Origin of the sequence: Vibrio hepatarius (assembly GCF_018860525.1) — a bacterium.
In the GTDB taxonomy this organism is placed as follows: Bacteria; Pseudomonadota; Gammaproteobacteria; order Enterobacterales; family Vibrionaceae; genus Vibrio; species Vibrio hepatarius_B.
In genome coordinates this window covers 89,222-105,769 of sequence record NZ_JAHKPM010000054.1, presented here as the reverse complement: position 1 = coordinate 105,769, position 16,548 = coordinate 89,222, and the positions used below count along the sequence as shown (strand labels likewise).

The window sequence follows — 16,548 nt, the reverse complement described above, 5'->3', positions numbered from 1 at the left end:
AGGTGATGTAACAGGTATACTCATGCTTCCCAAATAGCATGTCCTGTTTTATGTTTGATATCATTTTTTGCCATTCAGATTTTATTGTCATTAATAAGCACCCTAATGTATCTGTCCATAAAGATGAGGGTGATTCAATGCTGCTGCAAGACGTTGCTGCATCTATAGATGAAAAGCAGTTATACCTAGTACATCGATTGGATAAAATGACGTCAGGCCTTCTTCTTTTGGGGCGCAATCGTCGAGCTGCCAGTGAGTTATCTAAATTATTTTCCCAGCGAAGGGTGGAAAAATACTACTTAGCAATTGGTAGTAAAAAGCCTAAAAAAAAGCAGGGTCTTATTAGAGGCGATATGGAACGGTCGCGTCGCAGTTCATGGAAGCTGTTAAACACTCAATCCAACCCAGCCGTTACTCAGTTTTTCTCCGTGGGTACCGAACCTAGCGAACGCTTGTTTATATGTAAACCTCACACCGGGAAAACACATCAAATTCGTGTAGCGTTGAAGTCAATCGGTTCACCGATTGTGGGCGACAGGATCTATAACCCGACAAGTGATGCTGATAGAGGGTATTTGCATGCATATGCACTCATTTTTGATTTTCAAGGTCAAAGTTATCGATTTGTTTGTGATCCTAGAGAGTGCGAATACGAAGGAGACAGATGGTGTCAAACAACCACCAGCTTAAGGATACAGGCTTGGCTTAGTCCTTGGACACTACCCTGGCCGCCGATAAAACAATAATAGGAACTAACGATGGACGCTTCACAAATTACCACCTTCTTTTCCCATATTCGCCATGAACTGTCTAATGTACCTGATGAAATTAGGCGTTTGTTCCATGGTAGAGGTCGGGTTTATTCGGGTCTTGAACAGTTAACCTGTGATTGGGTTGATAATCAGCTTTTGATTAACATATTTAAGCAGGTGGATAACCCGTTTATTGAAGAGCTAAAAAACGGTCTGTATTCGCTATCTCAAACTGAATTATGGCGTGATAAAGGTGTCACTTGTGCGGCTATTCAACACCGTTACCTTGATGGTTCCCCGCTAGAAATAGTTATCGGGGAACTGAATGACCGACCTATTGTGGTTGAATCAGGGATAAAATATCAGCTGAATATTGGACGAAATCAAAACTTTGGTTTGTTTCTTGATATGCGTTTGGGAAGAAACTGGGTTAAAAGTAGGACCAAAAATAAAAGAGTACTTAATTTATTTGCTTACACCTGTGGTTTTTCTGTGGCTGCTATTGAAGGCGGAGCAAAACAGGTGGTGAATGTGGATATGGCAAGAGCCTCTTTAACCAAGGGTCGAGATAACCATAGGCTCAATGGCCACAATCTCGACCAAGTAAAATTTCTAGCGTACGATATATTCAAATCATGGGGTAAAATTAAGAAGTTAGGCCCTTATGATTTAGTAGTTATTGACCCACCTTCTTTCCAAAAGGGCAGTTTCGCCTTGAGTAAAGACTATATAAAAATCATACGCCGTCTACCTGAACTACTGGCCGAAAAAGGTCAGGTACTTGCGTGTGTAAACTCTCCCCAGGTGAGTGGGCAATTTTTGATAGAGAGCATGCAAGATGCAGCTCCTCAGCTAACGTATAAATGCAGGTTAGATAATCCAACTGAGTTTGCTGATATAGACAATGATGCCGCCCTCAAGGTGATGCTATTTGAGTAAAATATTGATTACTTAAGTGTCTGGAAGCCAGAGTATATTCGCGTCAACGTTGTAAACCAGCAAGCAACACCAAATATAATGGCAATAATGGGAAAGTATTGTGGTAACAGACACATAGCTACCAAACAAGCGATAGTTTCAGTTCCTTCTGTCAGGCCACTCATGTAATAGAGCGACTTGTTTTTATACACTGGATTCTCAATGTCTCGTTTACTTGCCATGACCGCAAATGCGAGAAAGCTAGAGCCGGTGCCAACAAAAGAAAAAATGAGAAAAGCACCTGCTACCGCATTTTGATCAGGGTTTGCGACCACAAAGCCAAATGGGATCAGGGAATAGAACAAGAAATCTAAGCTGATATCGAGAAACCCACCCGCATCACTAATACCTTGACGCCTAGCTAATGCACCATCTAGTCCATCACATAATCGGTTAAGAAGGATAAACATCAAAGCCAAATCGTACCGAGTGAAATACAAAGCAGGGAAGGCTAGTACGCCTAAAGCAAAGCCGAAAAGCGTAGTTTGGTTTGCGGTGATCCCCAGTTTGTCTAAACCAACAGCTACTAATGCTAATGGTGAACGGATGATTTTAATACTGAATCTATCTAGCATGTGAGTGGCTCCATGGCCAGTTAAATACTCGCCCATGTTTAGGTATATCATCAAAGTCATGAGTGACCATGATTGTTGGAATATTGGCTTGAGATAACTGCGCCATGACCCAATCACGAAACTGCATCCTAAGCTCTTTATCTAACTTACTAAATGGTTCGTCTAGTAGGGCTAACTTGGGTTGAGCGAGAAGCATTCTGACCAAACTAATACGGGCACGCTGTCCTCCTGATATCTGATCGGGGAAAGACTCCGCTAGCGGTGAGAGTTCGACCTTGTTAAGTGCGGACATTGCTTCCTGGTATCGTTGCTCACCTTTGATTTTATTTGGTAAGGCAAAGGCTAAGTTTTGCCAGACATTTAAGTGAGGAAACAAGAGGTCATCTTGAAAAAGAATCCCAACCCTCCTAAGGTGTGGCTCTAGTTGAGTGAGATTGATACCGTTTAGCTCGATGTGTCCTGCGTAATGAAACTCTGGGCTCATATGACCGGCAATGAGGCTTAATAGTGTAGACTTACCACAACCACTTGGCCCCATTAGACAGATCACTTCGTCAGAGGAAGCTGAGAGAGTTAAGTCAGACATTAAAGTCTCGCCACTATTTTTATAAATGGTGATGTTTTCTAGCGACAGTGTCACGTGAAAGTGTTTCCTTATTAGTGCATCGGTAACCGTTACGACGCCTAACGATTATGCTCATAATCATGGCGGTCGCAAAGAAAATAAACGGTAATAAAGCTTGCCATAGAGCATAGATGGCAGTGACACGCCTATCAAAGCCACTTGATAATGCTACCGCTTCTGTTGTGACAGTTGTTATTCGTCCACCACCTAGCATTAAGGTAGGAAGGTATTGCGCCAAACTTACGCTGGCACCTACTGCCCATGCGTACCATAAAGCGGGCATTAGCAGCTTTACTTTGATTTTAAAGAAAACGGATAGAGGCGTTTTGCCTAAACTGAGCCCCACTTTACTGTATTTATTGTTGTAGCTTTGCCACGGACCATCTAATGCCAAATAAACCAGAGGAAATGCAAAGAATATATGTGACCAGATCACCCCAAGATAATAGCTGCTATCTAGCAAATACAAACTGGTAATCTGAATGCCAAACAGGATAGAAAGCTGCGGGATTAGCATAGGCAGTGCAATGATATATTTGGGCAAACACACTTTAAATCGTAGCCGGTATTCATGAGCGAGAACGGCGAGCAGCAGGCTAATGCATGCAGTGGTCATTGCGATAATGAGGCTGTGATTAATGGTTGGCCAAATATTATCCCATTCATTATTCCAAAAACGTAGGCTATAGCGGCTTGGTAATATATCAGGAAAACGCCATCGATGGGCTATGCTCCAAATCATCATCAGGGGTAGCATTACTCCGGATACTACCACTGAGAAAGCGAATAAAGTTTTGCCCGGTAGGTTAGTACCATGACGCCCGGAAAACTGCCAACGGCCTAATGGTCCAACTAATGTTTTCTCAGTTATAACAACGAAAATGAGTAAGGAACTGGCTATAAGGAACAGCATAACAGCGCCAGATGCCGCTCGAGGTAGTAAAGATAAATCAGGGTCGTTAAACCATTGCCACACCAAAACAGCGAGAGTGGGAGGGTTTGTTGGTCCCAAAATTAAGCTTAGATCGACAACCGAAACCCCATAAGCAATAACGGCAAACAGAGCAAAACGCATTTTAACCAGCCACAACGGGAAGATGGCTTTCCACCACATTTCAACAGGTGAATAACCAAGTGAAGTGCTTACCTTATGAATTTTATCTATCTTTAGTTGCTGTAATATGGGTATGCTCATTAAAAGTAAAAATGGGATTTCTTTCAAGGTTAAAGCAACCGTCAGCCCAATGGCATGGGGGTCATGCACAAACCAAGTTACATTTTGTGTATCAGGGATGAGGTCAGATGTTTCGGCTAAGATGCGCGCGATCATGCCCGTAGGTGCAAAAAGAAATGCAAAGCCAATGGCAAAGGCGACGTGTGGCATCGCCAATAGAGGTGCAAGTAATACCTCTAGCTTTGACCAATGCTTTCCTAACCAAAGTTTTTGTAAAACGGCAAAGCAAATAAAACAAGCAAGATAAGTACTGGCTATGGAACTAAATAAGGTCAGTACTATGGAGTGGTTAATCCCTGGCCAAGAAAAAAACGCTTTGTAATTAGATAAAGACAATTCAAAAAGGCCGACGGGAGGAACATAACCTAATGAGGAAAGTAGTACTCCGAGCAATCCAGGAATTGTTGGTGCGATACAAATGAGTATTAACACTATGTATGTGGTTCTGAACATCTGTTTTTCTTAGTTACCGTAGCGCTTGTGCCACTCTGACTCTAGTGCCGCTTGCCAGCTAGGGTGTGGCTCGACAATTGACTCAAATAAGGCGGTCTTTTTTGCACTTCCTGTAAGGTATTGGTTGTTGAGTACGGAAGGATCTCCCCAGATTGAAATATCGCCTTTACGGGATTGAGCTTCAGAGCCTAATAAAAAATTGATTGTGACAAGAGCACCTTCTTTAGCACTAGCGTTCCATGGAATGGCTAAAAAGTGAATATTTGAAAGGGCGCCCGCATCCATCGCATATACGGTTGTACTTTTGGCTAAATTACCATTTATCTGAGCCGAATAGACTGAATTAGGGTTAAAAGTGATAGCAATATCAAGCTGTCCATCATCCAGTAATTGTACTGTTTCTGCAGCACTCGCTGGAAATTGTTTCCCTTGACGCCACGCCACTTTATGAAATTCATCCAAATACGACCATAACGGGTTTGTCACTGCAGAAAAATCGACTTCGTTAACAGGCTTACTTAGAGAAGGATCGTTATTGGTTAATTCAATGAGTAAAGCTTTTAAAAAGCTAGTACCGTGAAATGCAGGGGGACGAGGATAGGTCAATTTGTTCGGGAATGCCTTGGCATAGCTGAGAAGTTCATTAAATGAGGCAGGCGGGTTGTTTAATTTCACTTTATCGTGAATAAAAACAAGCTGACCAACTCCCCATGGTGCTTCAAGTCCTTCCGTTGGTTCTGAAAAATCACTGGTGACGGGTAGGGATTTGTTGACCTTTTCCCAGTTTGGTAAACGCTCAACAAAAGGGCCAAATAGTAATTGGCTATGCTTCATTGACTTAAAGTTCTCACCATTTATCCACACCAAATCTACGCTTCCTTGAACATCTTTGGAAGCTGCTTTTTCAGCGATTAAGCGTGCTGTTGTCTCCGCTATATCAGTGACCTTTACATGCTTGAGGGTTATCCCATACTGCTTTTGCAGCGTTTGATTTGCCCAGCGAAGATAGTTGTTAATTTCTTGACTGCCTCCCCAAGCATGGAAGTAGACAGTTTGCCCTTTTGCCTTTTCTGTAATTTCGTTCCAGCCCTTTTCAGCCATGACATTGAGTGATAAAAGTAAACCAGCAAAAAATGTAATCAGCTTAGTCATGAGAGCCCTTTTTTAAAATCTGAATTAACGACATTCTGATAGACCGTACTATCAGTAGCTTTCATTCATTATGACGGAAAAAATTTATTTGTTTTATATATTTGAGGTATATAGTGGGAAAGTAAACAGCTTTGGTATCTAGCATACAAAAAAAGCCCTTACTGACCTAATAGGTAGTAAGGGCTCAATAGGTGTGGATAAGTGTTAAGTTATTTTTTCCAGTCTTGAAGCTTAAAAATCAGTGTATGGGACTCGTTCATTAGGGTGAAACTATCTTTAGTTAAGGTGATATCACTCCATTGTGATAATGTTTTCGAAAACGTCTGTTCAAGATTCATTGCTTCTCCGATGCACATTTTCATCGTCATCCCCATTTTTTCGATACGAAACTGATTATTTTTAAGTTCAGCTTGGCCGAAGAAATTATTGCAACCAGCATTTCCATTTGCCATTAATTTTTCGCCGATTTCAAGACGTGGGTTCTTTTGTTGCTCAGTAGAAGATATGTTTTCACCATCGATACTTACCAGTTCCCAATTATGGTGTTGAAGATCTTGGGCTGTTATTTGTTTTGCGTCACTACCATTGCTTGCACATGCTGTCATTAAAATGGGTAGCACGACAGCTGCAAGTAACGTTTTTGGACTAAACTTCATAGTAATAAACTCCGGAATATAAAACTCTATATCGACGTTTAGACGATTTTTATGTTACTAAGTATAGGTGGAAAAGCTTGGTTTTTGTCAGTCTAGAGTCATGGTTTATTCATCATTTCGTAGTGAAACTTATTGAGTTATTTAGCTTATGTTTATGAGTAGGCTTAACTTAATACAATAGTACAGAGAGAAGTTAATATGGAACAGCTAGAATTTTTTGTTGTCCCTAGTCCTTGCATAGGAGTCTGTACCGTGGATGAAAAAGGGTACTGTAAAGGGTGTATGCGTAAGCGAGAAGAGCGCTTTAATTGGCTAACTTTTTCTCCATCAGAGCAGATCCATATTATCAAATTGTGCCGCCAGAGGTACTACAGGAAACACAAAGGTAGCCACAATGAAACTGATGTGACGCCGTCACAACCTAGCGCGCAGCAAGAATTGTTTTAAAGTGGCGTTTTACACTGTAATTATACCTTGTCACTATCATTCCCATTCGTCACTGACCCACCCACCAGTATGCGCATCAAAGTGATTACCAATGAAACGCTGAGTTTGTTCTTTTTGATTATCGGAATTAGGCCCAGAATCTAGAAGTTGTTGAATATAGCTAGCCATAGGGTCATCAACGTCTAGTCGTTCTTTCCTTGTGGCAATCTCTTTAATTAATTGCAAACGATAGGAATTGCTTGCGCGCTTCATGGGGGACCTCTTTGTCGTGACTCTAACAATAAAAATTTAGGTGTGGAATGCTTTGACGTCAACATAGAAACAAGAGGCCACAGACTTATTGACTATGGATGCTCGAAGAGTAAATGACATTTATATTAATAATGTTGTTGGATGGCGCACACTTAGTAAATTTGCTTAAATGTGAGAGGCTTTTAGCTGTAATAAAAACTTCATAATTTAATTGTTAAATATGTAATTTAAGTACGGATCTCAGTTCAATTTAAACTTGTATGGAGAGTTTTTTCGTTCTAGGAGATAAGGGCCCATCAGCTCATCAGTTGGGCCCATAAAGGCAGATAAAAAGGGGGTTATTGGTTTGCTTGACAGACCTGTTTGGTAACTATTTCATCAACCATTAATTGGCCTCGAGCATTGCGCATTTTTATCCTATAGATTATTCCCACGTCTAAGTTATTCTTAGTTTCGTTGTCGGAGCAGTAACTCTTGATACTGGTCTGGAAAACTTGCTGAATTGGTTTAGCACCTGGAGCATCTTGGTTGTAGACCATCATTATTTCTATCATAGTTCCTTTAGAGCTTGCTCTCATAATGGAAAGAGGGCCTACTTCCATTGGGAGCTCTGCTGCAATCACACTAGCTCGGCTATGCGCCAGCATTTCAAGCTGACGTTTCTCTCCTGAAGAAGAGCAGCCTGTCACTAAAATCGTTGCAAGTATACCTAGGATAAATTTCAGCTTCATTTTAGAACACTTTTTTGTAAGGCTTAATTATTACTTGCTCATAGACGCCGGCTTCGACGTATGGGTCATTATCAGCCCATTGTTGAGCTTGTTGAAGAGAGTCGAACTCCGCAATAACGGTTGAGCCTGAAAAACCGGCTTCACCTGGATCATTTGAATCAATGGCTGGCATCGGACCTGCAGTTAGCAGGCGTCCTTCATCTTGAAGTTTTTGTAAACGAGCTAAATGATCTGGGCGAGCATTCAATCGCTTTTCAAGTGAATTTTTAACGTCTTGTGAGAAAATTACATACCACATATTACTATCCTCATATTTAGAAATGTCGAGAGGCATTGTCTAGATTTTTTGATCCCTAACTGTACAGAATGTAACAGCTTTTTAAAGAGGTTTTGACAGTAAACTGTGAGATCTATGTTGTTTTATGATGCGAAGTGTTGCTTTCGCATTATGTGCAGCCTAATTATAGATTACCGCGTGCAGCAGCCATTACTCATGGCCGCTGCAAGGGAAAAATAAGTCTGATTTGTAAACTCTTTAAACAAAATTCAATCTAGAAAATTCACTAGGCAGAATTCAAAGTAATTATTCGTCAGAATTAGGTTCAGATTTTTCTTTTGGCAAGTGTTTATATATATAGATACCAGTGAGCAAGGTAAAGCCAAAGGTTGCTGCCAATAAACCAAATACTTTGAAGTTCACCCATGTGTCGAGTGGTAGTTCATAAGCAACATATATGTTTAGTCCGGCACAAAATGAAAAGAACACGACCCATGCCCATGTTACTTTAGTCCACACATTGTCAGGTAATTGAATCTCCTTACCTAGCATGCTTTTAATCGCTGATTTACCTATAACATGACTTATTGCAAGGCCAAGTGAAAAGACAATGTATACAATGGTTACTTTCCATTTTATAAAGTTTTCATCATGGAGGAAAATTGTCATACCACCAAAAAAAGCAACCATGATGAAGGTAATCAACTGCATCTTTTCTACTTTTTTGTATAAAAGATAAGTGAGTATAACCTGAATTGCAGTCGCAATAATCAGGGCTCCAGTTGCAACATAGATGTCTTGGGTTTTATACAGGACAAAAAAGATGACGAGAGGAATAAAATCTATTAACTGTTTCATTGCAAAAATCTAAAGTTCCAATATTCAGCACAGTTTAACGAAATATGAGCAATGAACATAGATCTAAAGGCACTAAGGACCAAACTTGTTGGAATAATTTAAGTCAGTTACCAATAACTGACTTAAAATTATACGACTTTCCATAAACTTGGAGGTTGTTAAGCAGCACCACTAAGTATCTATTGTGAATACATTTCAAGTGATGATATCATGGGTTTTATATCCTCTAAGTATCCTTCTTCTTTCAAGTTCGAAACAGCAACCTGTAATTCTTCATTACTCATGGCAAAACAACTTGATTTTCCAGTCATATGGTTCAGATAGTCATGGTACTCATGTTCAGTAAAATGTCCTATCCGTTCGACCAACAAACATTTGATACCGTGGTGAATAAGTCGGTAGTATGTATGACGATGAATTTCCATAATACGTATCTCCTAGCTATACCAGTCTGAAAAACCGTTCAGACTAGGAAGTGACTTAGACAAAATCTTGCCACTTTTTGGTTGATACTGAGATAAAGCATAATGAGTGCCATAGTCATACCTGAAATGATCTATGTGATTTTTATTTAGGTTATTAGTAAGTTAGTCGCATATGTGATGTTTTAGCGGGTAATCAAAAAGTGGAGCAACATTATCTCTGTCTATAAATGACGAACACTATGCAAATTGCGAATCGTTTTGAAATTGAGGTAAATAAGAATAATTTTATCGCACCCAATAATATTATTTTAGTGTTAACAATTCACCTCGATATTCATTTTAATGCATTGAAAAATAAGCTTTTAATAAAGTAATACTAGATGTTTTCACACCTTATTTATGATAAAATTAACACTAAAGGCATGTTCAGCTAATAAAAAAGTTGGCGAAAATCAGAAGGTTGGCATACACTTTCCCAAGTAGAGCCGATATGTTGTTGATTGGCTGGGCAAAATGCTTTGGCGCTGCTGATTAGGCAGCAATGTTAAACACAGCTTTGAGGAAAGTTTTATGGCGCTCACAAAGGCCGATTTGGCTGAGAACCTGTTTGAAAAGCTTGGATACAGTAAACGGGATGCCAAGGAAACGGTTGAAGCGTTTTTCGAAGAAATTCGTAAGGCACTAGAAAGTGGCGAACAGGTAAAACTGTCTGGATTCGGGAATTTTGATCTTCGAGAGAAGAATGAACGGCCGGGTCGAAACCCAAAGACGGGTGAAGATATTCCAATCAGTGCACGCCGCGTTGTCACCTTCCGTCCTGGGCAAAAACTGAAAGCTCGCGTGGAAAATACCAAGATTAATGGTTAACACGTAGACTGCCTAGTAGTAAGGACATCAAAATTCTAGAAGACGGAGTTGTTTGACACACGTCTTCTAGTTATTTTTGGTAAATTTTGCTATTTAGTCCCTTTTCCAAAGGACATGGCAAAACTTGTTGTCTGGGTCTCGACTAATCAGTAGGCGAGCAAAAACATCATCGAGCACATCGCTGTCTTCGTTAACCAAGCCCACCCGTATTTCAGCATAGATGTTTTTGTCAACATCAAATCCAACATGTTGCGCCCAGTCATCGCTAGTTTCAACCAATTCCGCGGCGCCTTTGTCGTCAAACTGAGCCACAAAAATAATCACATCTGCTGCTTCGAGGTTATCTGCTGCCATTTCAAGGAATATATCATAGGCTGTTTCTATGGCATCGTCGTAGGAGATAAGTTCAGGCATATTTAGGCACGGCTCATATATTTGCGTTCAGTGGTATTTATCACGATACGATCGCCAGTTGCAATATACTCTGGGACCTGAACGGTTAAGCCTGTAACAAAACGAGCTGGTTTCGTTCTCGCTGAAGCAGAAGCCCCTTTGATTGATGGGTCGGTTTCTTCAATAACCAGCTCAACGGAAGCAGGAAGTTCAAGACCGACAGGGTTATGATCCACTACAATGACGTGTAGCCCTTGGATTTCTTCTGTGATGAATAACAGGTCATCTTCAATATCAGATTTTTTGAACGTGAATTGTGTGTAGTCTTCGTTATCCATAAAAATGTATTCATCATTATCAATATACGAAAAGGCAACGGCGCGTTTAAACATATCGACCGTTTCTACCACATCATCAGATTTAAATCTTTCGTCAACCCGGCTACCAGTAGATAGATCTATACAGCGCAATTTATAAATTTTTGCTCCGCCTCTTCCCCCAGGCGTTGTCACTTCGATATCTTTAATAAGTAATGTTTTACTATTAGATTCTATAGCAAAACCTTTTTTAAGCTCACTTGCTCTTGGCATAATTGTGTATCCTCAGCATGGAATAGAGTTGTCGTATTATATACATAGAGTTAAAACGAAGGAATATCTTGATTCGTGTCAATGTGTGGGCGAACATTAGAAGACAGAGTATTTAAAAATTATTGTAATCAGTTATATGCTTCTTTCAGTTATTGATCCTAAACAGCCATTTCAGGAAATGTACCAACCTGCTATTGATGAACTTGTTTGTTTTCTTAAGAGCGGGTTGGGAGAAAACCTCCATAGTGTGTATCTCTATGGCAGCGTTGCACGTAAACGAGCTGAACCTAAACAATCAAATATTGATGTTCTAGTCGTCACTAACGAGAGTTTTAGTGATGTGAGAACAACATTGTTTAATTCGATTAAATGGCGCTTTCAAAAGTCATACCCATTTATCAATGGGGTCTCTTTAACCAACACCTTAGCGCAAGATATAGCGAGCCTAGACAGTATATTTTCTTGGGGGTTTCAATTACGTCACTGTTCAGTCTGTGTGTATGGTGAAAATTTGGCTGAGTGCTTCGGTGATTATGAACCCAGCTGGGAGGTAGCCAAACATTGGAACATGGATGTTGAAAACTGGGTTGCTGTGTATCGGAATCGAATTGCTCGTTCAGCTACTCCAGAAGAACAAGTAAAAGCACAAATCATTATTGCAAAAAAATTACTTCGTGCCAGCTACTCTCTTGTGATGTACAAAGATAAAAATTGGTTTGATGATCCGATTGAATGTGGTGATCAGTTTTTGCAGTATTTTCCAGAGAAAAAAATAGAAATTGAAAGACTTGGAATTTTGTTGTCCGGTCGGTTTATAGCAAAACGATCTGTAATAGGTATCCTTGATGGTTTTGGAGAATGGCTAGTTAAGCAGTACCAAAAAACAGAGTTTCGTATTGGTTAAGCGTATTCTGGTTTAGAACAAGCCAAGCTGAGGTTCACAAAGGCTTGCGAAATTGATACCGACGAAGGGTAAGATAGCTTCTGCTACAGGTTTTAGCTGTTTATCGATATAGTGCTGGTAATCAATCGGACTCTTTTGATATTCCAGTGGCTCAGCACCAGAAAGGGTAATAACGTACTCAATCCTGCCTTTGTTTTGATATTGAAGAGGCCGTCCTAGCTGGGCATTAATCTCGTCCGCAAAACGTGCAGCCTTTACTTGGGGAGGGATGTTTTTTTTATACTCATGCAATTTTCGACGAAGACGCTTTTGATAAACTAGTTCTGAATCGAATCTCCCTGCGAGTGTTTGCTCAACAAATTCTTGGATAAACTCCGTAGGATCTTGCTCATGAAAAATCATTGAATAGAGCTGGTGCTGAAAACGCTGAGAGAGAGGGGTCCAGTCAGTACGGGCACTTTCTAATCCCTTAAAGATAATTTCTTCCGACTCACCTTCACCAATGAGTCCCGCATAACGTTTTTTTGACCCTGTTTCCTGACCTCGGATCGTTGGCATTAAAAACTTCCTATAATGCGTTTCGTATTCCAATTCGAGAATCGAAGTTAAGTTGTATTGTTCTTTTAGCTGTTTTGTCCACCAATGATTAATATCATCAACAAGTTCCTGACCAATTTTATCGGCTTGAGTTTGTGAATGTTTCCCATTCAATGAAACAAATGTTGAATCCGTGTCCCCATAGATAACTTGATAGCCTTTGTCTTCGATCAGTTGTTTGGTTTGTTTCATTATTTCGTGTCCACGCATGGTGATACTTGATGCCAACCGCGTATCAAAAAATCGACATCCAGCAGAGCCCAATACGCCGTAAAACGAGTTCATAATAATTTTAATCGCCTGAGAAAATGCTTTTGCGTTATTTCTCTTAGCCTTATCTCGTGCTGCCCAAAGGTTTTCTATCATGGCTGGTAGAAAATGTTTACTACGATGAAACTGACCGCCACGAAAACCTTCTACTGCTTGATGCTGATGTTTACCAATAGTTAACTTGAGACCCTCGATTAATCCCATGGGATCGATAAGAAACGATCGAATAATAGACGGATAGAGGCTTTTAAAGTCCAGCACTATGACTGAATCATAAAGATTGGGTATCGAGTCCATAACATAACCGCCCGGACTCGCTAACCAATTTTCAGGGTATAAGTTGGGTGCGACATAACCAGCGCGATGAATTTGAGGCAAGTAAAGATTGGTGAATGCGGCAACGGAGCCACCTACACGATCAAGCTCAACCCCTGTCAGCTTTGCACGTTCGATGGCAAATTCTAGTAAATGTGTTTGGGAGAAAATTTTATTAACCAAGATACAGTCATGGAGATTATACTTCGCCAGAGAAGGTTTATCCTTTAGGAACATCTGGTTAATTTCATCCATTCTGTCATGCACATTATGAATTTTTTTACCTTCGCCTAGTAGTTCTTGCGATACAGATTCAAGTGACCAGCTGCGAAAGTAATATGTGGCGGTTTTAAGCGTATCAATACCATCCATTACAACTCTACCAGGAATTGAAACGAAGGCTTGCTGCGTATTTGGTGATATACGGAAAAAACTTTTTTGATTAGCTCGGCCTATTTTCAGCTGGATTTTATGCCATTCAGCACGCTTGTGTAATAGCCTAAAATCAAAGTCGAGGACGTTCCAGCCAATAATAACGTCAGGGTCAAATTGTGCGAACCAGCGGATCAATGAATGGAGCAGTTGCTTTTCATCTGCTACCCACTCAATGGAAGTTTCTGCTTGCTGGTCATCGCCAATCATAATGACACGACTATCCATTGGACTGTCTAGCCCGACTGAATACAATATGCCTTTCTCAGAACACTCAATATCTAATGAAACCACTTTTAAGTGAGGAATATAATCAAATTGGCGACATTTCACGCTATTAAATCGTGTGTAGCCGTGTTTTACTAGAGGCTCACCTGTAAACTCAAGGCTCCCTTGAATAAAACGCTCCATTAGATAGCGGTCAGCAAGACGAACATCATCTTCTAGTACTAAGGTATCTGTCTTTTTAAGTGCTTGACTTAGCTGCTGTGCTTGTTTAATGCCTGAGCAGTAGCATGCAGCAAGTTCAATGCCGTCAAAGCTAGTGAGTGAAAGTGGTTTAATGGTGGCGTTAAGGTTGAACTTTTCGATGATCCCCTGACACAGTAATGCGGATTCTTGTGGAATGAAGAAGACAGGTTTTTCCCCGTCTACTAGCAACTGAACAGGGCCATTATCAGTGGCAAGCCAAAGTTCAATCTGAGTGTGACCAGAAATGTCTCTGGCTTGGCGAGTCAGTAAAAAACCGTGCTGGACAGACATGGACAGTGCTCTACAAGAAATTCGGAACTAGTTTAGCATAAGCTCAATAGTGCCTAATAATAAATAAAACCAGTGAGTTTTGCGCCAATATCATCTGACTGCCATTTCTGGTATGTGAGTTGAGTTCTAAGAGCGAAATTACTGTTAAATGACCAATTCCAATTGATGTTGATGTTGGAATGATTGTCTTGGTCAGAATCAATGAGTGCAAGATACTGAGCTTGTACTCCGAATCTGTGCTTACTGCTGATTTGAAAAAGCGCTCCTGCCTCAACCCCCAAACCTGGGACTAAGCTGTAGTCGGTCAGTTCTCCACCATTCAATTCACCTGAAAGCAGAGAGTAGAAATGAGTCTGATCTGATGCTCCCCATGCTTTACCATAACCTCCTTGTGCGAACCAACGGCCTGACATAGCTTGTGAAATCGGCTGGCGATCAAATCCAGTACGCATATTCCATGACCAGCTATCAAAGATTCTATTGCTAGGAGCAAGAGCCATAGTATCGAGGAAATAAAATCGCTCAAGCCTTGTTGTGCCTTCCTTGTCGATGCTTAATTGTGTATCGAGAAAATTGATTTGTGCGCCTGCCACAAAGCCATCTTGTGAATCGAGTAAATCATGATAAGCGGCTCGCCATTCTAATGTGGCTTGATTATTTTTGTCATTCCAATATTGATAACTCAAACCGAAACGAGCAGAAGCATGGCCTTGTTCAGGTGATACTGAAGGCATCTCAACGGCTGAAAAAGGAGAGCCGACTTTTATTCTACTTCTTTGGTAAAGCAGTTGGGTCAGGCGCTTGGCTGTTGGATCACGCTCTAAACCTTGATCGTATAATTGGAAATTGAGCCACTCATAAGCAAGTTCTAAGATTGCTGCGTGCTCTGTGTCTGAATAGTCCGCTGGGTTCGGAAAAATCCCTTCAGTTGCATTTTTAGCCGCGATGAAAAGCCTTTCATCTACTTCATTCGCAAGATGCAGTAATCGAGTACCAAATGCGGCTCGGTATTGAGGCGCTTCCAACAAGTCCGATTCAGCAAGGGCACGAACCGTGTCTGAAGGTATAACTTGCACTGAAAAGTGTTTGGTTAGCGAAAGATCCTCACGTGCCAGCTCTAGCAATGATAGCAATTGGTAAGAACAATTTTCATCGAGGAAATAATAATCAAATTCGGCATATTGCATCTCCCATAAATGAAGCAGAATGCGTTCAACTTCCTGTGGTGTGAATTTGAGCTTATATTCCCATATGTCTCTTGACTCAATATCATTATACTCACGAACTTTTTTGTAATAGGGCATAACAGCGTAGCGGCCAGGATAACGACCAATAAGCCCTTTTATTGCAAATAGGGCGGGGTTATCTTGGGTTTCAGGCTCTGCGGCAAAATTAACAGCGAAAGCAACTAACTCTTTGTTCCTTGTTTGATCTTTAGCATCAATACGCAGTAATGTGTGACCGAACATGGAAGAAGGATTGTTCATAAATGCTGTGGGGAAAACGAGTGTTAGCCCTTCAGGGTCAATGACTTCTCGCCATGTATCTAGCTCTGGACATGATAGCTCAGCACTTCTACCTTGTTGGCTTTCAAGCCAGGTGTAGCGTGCTGGATAACGACACTGTGTCTGCTTGGCAAGTTCTTTATCAGATGAATAGAGTAGGTCTATGGTCGCTTGTAACTCTGCTATCGGTGAATTCATACCATCTGGAGAAAGGAAAAACGACTCATTGTCGATAGTACTTTTATAACCGGATAATAGACCGGGAAGATAATGGCCTAATTTTAGCCAGTATGCATCCTGCGATAGCTCTCTCACCTCAAATTGGGTGGTAGCGTAGGTACTAGGCACTATCAAACTTAAGCTAAGTAATTGGGAAATCTTGATTCGGAAGGACTTCATAAAAGAGATGTTCTTGTATTAGCTAACAGCGAATGGCTCGTGATTTATCGGTATTTGTAACTGATAAAAGAAAAATGCCACCGAAGTGGCACCTAGAAT

At 40.7% G+C, this 16,548-nt stretch carries 19 protein-coding genes; 5 read left to right on the top strand and 14 right to left on the bottom strand.

The window, feature by feature from the left end:
* Window positions 1-50: 50 nt before the first annotated feature.
* Both KO511_RS16015 and KO511_RS16010 read left to right on the top strand, forming a co-directional pair.
* Complete coding sequence (locus KO511_RS16015; protein WP_215988409.1) at window positions 51-746, top strand: TIGR01621 family pseudouridine synthase; 696 nt, start codon at window positions 51-53, stop codon at window positions 744-746.
* A gap of 12 nt (window positions 747-758) precedes the next feature.
* Window positions 759-1,691 (top strand): class I SAM-dependent methyltransferase, encoded by a 933-nt coding sequence (locus tag KO511_RS16010; RefSeq protein WP_215988408.1) that lies wholly within the window; start codon window positions 759-761, stop codon window positions 1,689-1,691.
* An 8-nt stretch (window positions 1,692-1,699) separates the two neighbouring features.
* On the opposite strand, the gene KO511_RS16005 is transcribed toward KO511_RS16010, so the two are convergent.
* The 5 genes from KO511_RS16005 to KO511_RS15985 all read right to left on the bottom strand — a co-directional run bounded on the left by KO511_RS16005 (window position 1,700) and on the right by KO511_RS15985 (window position 6,425).
* Window positions 1,700-2,305, bottom strand: a complete 606-nt coding sequence (locus tag KO511_RS16005) for a CDP-alcohol phosphatidyltransferase family protein (RefSeq protein WP_215988407.1) — start codon at window positions 2,303-2,305, stop codon at window positions 1,700-1,702.
* Window positions 2,295-2,945, bottom strand: coding sequence for an ATP-binding cassette domain-containing protein (locus KO511_RS16000; RefSeq protein ID WP_215988406.1), 651 nt, complete (start codon window positions 2,943-2,945; stop codon window positions 2,295-2,297). Before KO511_RS16000 ends, KO511_RS16005 begins: the two co-directional genes overlap by 11 nt.
* Entirely contained in the window at window positions 2,911-4,617 is a 1,707-nt protein-coding gene (locus KO511_RS15995; protein ID WP_215988405.1) for an ABC transporter permease, read from the bottom strand. Before KO511_RS15995 ends, KO511_RS16000 begins: the two co-directional genes overlap by 35 nt.
* 9 nt (window positions 4,618-4,626) lie before the next feature.
* On the bottom strand, window positions 4,627-5,769 hold the full coding sequence (locus KO511_RS15990; RefSeq protein ID WP_215988404.1) for an ABC transporter substrate-binding protein: 1,143 nt from the start codon (window positions 5,767-5,769) through the stop codon (window positions 4,627-4,629).
* Between the two features lie 209 nt (window positions 5,770-5,978).
* On the bottom strand, window positions 5,979-6,425 hold the full coding sequence (locus tag KO511_RS15985) for an META domain-containing protein (protein WP_215988403.1): 447 nt from the start codon (window positions 6,423-6,425) through the stop codon (window positions 5,979-5,981).
* 198 nt (window positions 6,426-6,623) lie between these two features.
* Between KO511_RS15985 and KO511_RS15980 the strand changes: the two genes are divergently transcribed.
* Window positions 6,624-6,872: a DUF1289 domain-containing protein gene (locus KO511_RS15980; protein WP_215988402.1), complete on the top strand. Its 249-nt coding sequence runs from the start codon at window positions 6,624-6,626 to the stop codon at window positions 6,870-6,872.
* 36 nt (window positions 6,873-6,908) lie between these two features.
* Here the strand turns inward: KO511_RS15980 and KO511_RS15975 are convergent, their stop codons facing one another.
* The 5 genes from KO511_RS15975 to KO511_RS15955 form a co-directional block, all read right to left on the bottom strand.
* Window positions 6,909-7,124 (bottom strand): hypothetical protein, encoded by a 216-nt coding sequence (locus KO511_RS15975; RefSeq protein ID WP_215988401.1) that lies wholly within the window; start codon window positions 7,122-7,124, stop codon window positions 6,909-6,911.
* A gap of 338 nt (window positions 7,125-7,462) precedes the next feature.
* Window positions 7,463-7,855 carry a GspS/AspS pilotin family protein gene (locus KO511_RS15970; protein ID WP_215988400.1) on the bottom strand — a complete coding sequence of 131 codons (393 nt, stop codon included), beginning with the start codon at window positions 7,853-7,855 and terminating at the stop codon, window positions 7,463-7,465.
* Window position 7,856: 1 nt separating this feature from the next.
* Complete coding sequence (locus KO511_RS15965; RefSeq protein WP_215988399.1) at window positions 7,857-8,153, bottom strand: YciI family protein; 297 nt, start codon at window positions 8,151-8,153, stop codon at window positions 7,857-7,859.
* Window positions 8,154-8,438: 285 nt separating this feature from the next.
* Window positions 8,439-8,990 carry a septation protein A gene (locus KO511_RS15960; RefSeq protein ID WP_215988398.1) on the bottom strand — a complete coding sequence of 184 codons (552 nt, stop codon included), beginning with the start codon at window positions 8,988-8,990 and terminating at the stop codon, window positions 8,439-8,441.
* Window positions 8,991-9,169: 179 nt separating this feature from the next.
* Window positions 9,170-9,415: a regulatory protein GemA gene (locus KO511_RS15955; protein ID WP_215988397.1), complete on the bottom strand. Its 246-nt coding sequence runs from the start codon at window positions 9,413-9,415 to the stop codon at window positions 9,170-9,172.
* Between the two features lie 570 nt (window positions 9,416-9,985).
* On the opposite strand from KO511_RS15955, the gene ihfA reads away from it, so the two are divergent.
* Window positions 9,986-10,282 carry an integration host factor subunit alpha gene (gene ihfA, locus KO511_RS15950; protein ID WP_125322582.1) on the top strand — a complete coding sequence of 99 codons (297 nt, stop codon included), beginning with the start codon at window positions 9,986-9,988 and terminating at the stop codon, window positions 10,280-10,282.
* Between the two features lie 93 nt (window positions 10,283-10,375).
* On the opposite strand, the gene KO511_RS15945 is transcribed toward ihfA, so the two are convergent.
* On the bottom strand, window positions 10,376-10,696 hold the full coding sequence (locus KO511_RS15945) for an HI1450 family dsDNA-mimic protein (RefSeq protein ID WP_215988396.1): 321 nt from the start codon (window positions 10,694-10,696) through the stop codon (window positions 10,376-10,378).
* 2 nt (window positions 10,697-10,698) lie between these two features.
* On the bottom strand, window positions 10,699-11,265 hold the full coding sequence (gene yeiP, locus KO511_RS15940) for an elongation factor P-like protein YeiP (RefSeq protein WP_215988395.1): 567 nt from the start codon (window positions 11,263-11,265) through the stop codon (window positions 10,699-10,701).
* Between the two features lie 136 nt (window positions 11,266-11,401).
* Between yeiP and KO511_RS15935 the strand changes: the two genes are divergently transcribed.
* A complete protein-coding gene (locus KO511_RS15935) occupies window positions 11,402-12,169 on the top strand; it encodes a nucleotidyltransferase domain-containing protein (RefSeq protein WP_215988394.1) in 768 nt (255 codons plus the stop codon).
* A gap of 12 nt (window positions 12,170-12,181) precedes the next feature.
* On the opposite strand, the gene KO511_RS15930 is transcribed toward KO511_RS15935, so the two are convergent.
* Together KO511_RS15930 and KO511_RS15925 are read right to left on the bottom strand one after the other, a co-directional pair.
* Window positions 12,182-14,545 (bottom strand): DNA polymerase II, encoded by a 2,364-nt coding sequence (locus tag KO511_RS15930; protein ID WP_215988393.1) that lies wholly within the window; start codon window positions 14,543-14,545, stop codon window positions 12,182-12,184.
* A gap of 53 nt (window positions 14,546-14,598) precedes the next feature.
* A complete protein-coding gene (locus tag KO511_RS15925) occupies window positions 14,599-16,449 on the bottom strand; it encodes an Lnb N-terminal periplasmic domain-containing protein (protein ID WP_215988392.1) in 1,851 nt (616 codons plus the stop codon).
* Window positions 16,450-16,548 lie beyond the last annotated feature (99 nt).